1 protein-coding gene is annotated in these 1,545 nt (G+C 69.7%); it reads left to right on the forward strand.

The window, feature by feature from the left end; genetic code table 11:
- Positions 1-263 precede the first annotated feature (263 nt).
- Positions 264-1,481 carry an IS110 family RNA-guided transposase gene (locus ACZ5C2_RS38585; RefSeq protein WP_468801633.1) on the forward strand — a complete coding sequence of 406 codons (1,218 nt, stop codon included), beginning with the start codon at positions 264-266 and terminating at the stop codon, positions 1,479-1,481.
- Positions 1,482-1,545 lie beyond the last annotated feature (64 nt).

Consider the following 1,545-nt stretch of genomic DNA (forward strand, 5'->3'; position numbering starts at 1 on the left):
CCCCGTTATGTTTTTCGCGGTCCTGCAAGAGGGCCGCTGGCCTCCGGGTCCGGCATGACTGTGTCCCCCTGTCGAACGGATGACCTGGGGGGTGGTGTCACCGGGCCCGGAAGGTGCCGTCGGAGACGCTGATCAGAGGTCCGGCCACCGCCCGGTCCGGCGCAACGCCGGGCAGTTCGCGGGCGGCAGGTCTGCATAACGTGGATGCGCGCGTACGACACCACTGCCGAGGCCGGCACCGTCAACACCCTGGGAAGGGCGCGATGTTCGACACCGAAGACGTGGGCGTGTTCCTCGGCCTGGACGTCGGCAAGAGCACCCATCACGGCCACGGGCTCACCCCGGCCGGGAAGAAGGTCTTCGACAAGCAGTTGCCCAACAGCGAGCCGAAGCTGCGGGCCGTCTTCGACAAGCTGACCGAGAAGTTCGGCACCGTGCTGGTGATCGTGGACCAGCCCGCCTCGATCGGTGCCCTCCCGCTGACCGTGGCCCGGGATGCAGGCTGCCAGGTCGCCTACCTGCCCGGACTGGCCATGCGGCGGATCGCCGACCTCTACCCGGGCGAGGCCAAGACCGACGCCAAGGACGCCGCGGTGATCGCGGACGCGGCCCGCACCATGCCGCACACCCTGCGCTCGCTGGAACTGACCGACGAGATCACCGCCGAACTCACGGTCCTCGTCGGCTTCGACCAGGACCTCGCCGCCGAGGCCACCCGCACCAGCAACCGGATACGCGGCCTGCTCACCCAGTTCCACCCCAGCTTGGAACGCGTCCTGGGTCCCCGCCTGGACCACCAGGCCGTGACCTGGCTGCTGGAGCGCTACGGCTCCCCGGCCGCCCTGCGCAAGGCAGGCCGGCGTCGGCTGGTCGAGGTGATCCGGCCCAAGGCCCCGCGCATGGCCACCCGGCTGATCGACGATGTCTTCGACGCCCTCGACGAACAGACCGTCGTCGTCCCCGGCACCGGCACCCTCGACATCGTCATCCCCTCCCTGGCCGCGTCCCTGGCCGCCGTCCACACCCAGCGCCGGGCGATGGAAGCCCAGATCAACGCCCTGCTGGAGGCCCACCCTCTTTCCCCGGTCCTGACGTCGATGCCCGGCGTCGGCGTCAGGACCGCCGCCGTCCTGCTGGTCACCGTCGGCGACGGCACCAGCTTCCCCACCGCCGCCCACCTCGCCTCCTACGCCGGACTTGCCCCGACCACGAAGTCGTCCGGCACCTCGATCCACGGCGAGCACGCACCCCGAGGCGGAAACCGGCAGCTCAAACGTGCCATGTTCCTGTCCGCCTTCGCCTGCATGAACGCCGACCCGGCCTCCCGCACCTACTACGACCGCCAGCGAGCCCGCGGCAAGACTCACACCCAGGCCCTCCTCCGCCTCGCCCGTCAACGCATCAGCGTCCTGTTCGCCATGCTCCGCGACGGCACCTTCTACGAACCCCGCGTCCCCAAGGACGTCGAACTCGCCGCATGACCCAGCCAGTCAAACCACCCCAAACCAAACCTGGGCGCCTTGACGAAAGACATAGAGGCACCCC

This window comes from Streptomyces sp. NPDC031365 (assembly GCF_055569765.1).

Coding starts and splice junctions, on each gene's coding strand:
- ACZ5C2_RS38585 (WP_468801633.1), top strand. CDS start 264: ATGTTCGACACCGAAGACGTGGGCGTGTTCCTCGGCCTGGACGTCGGC.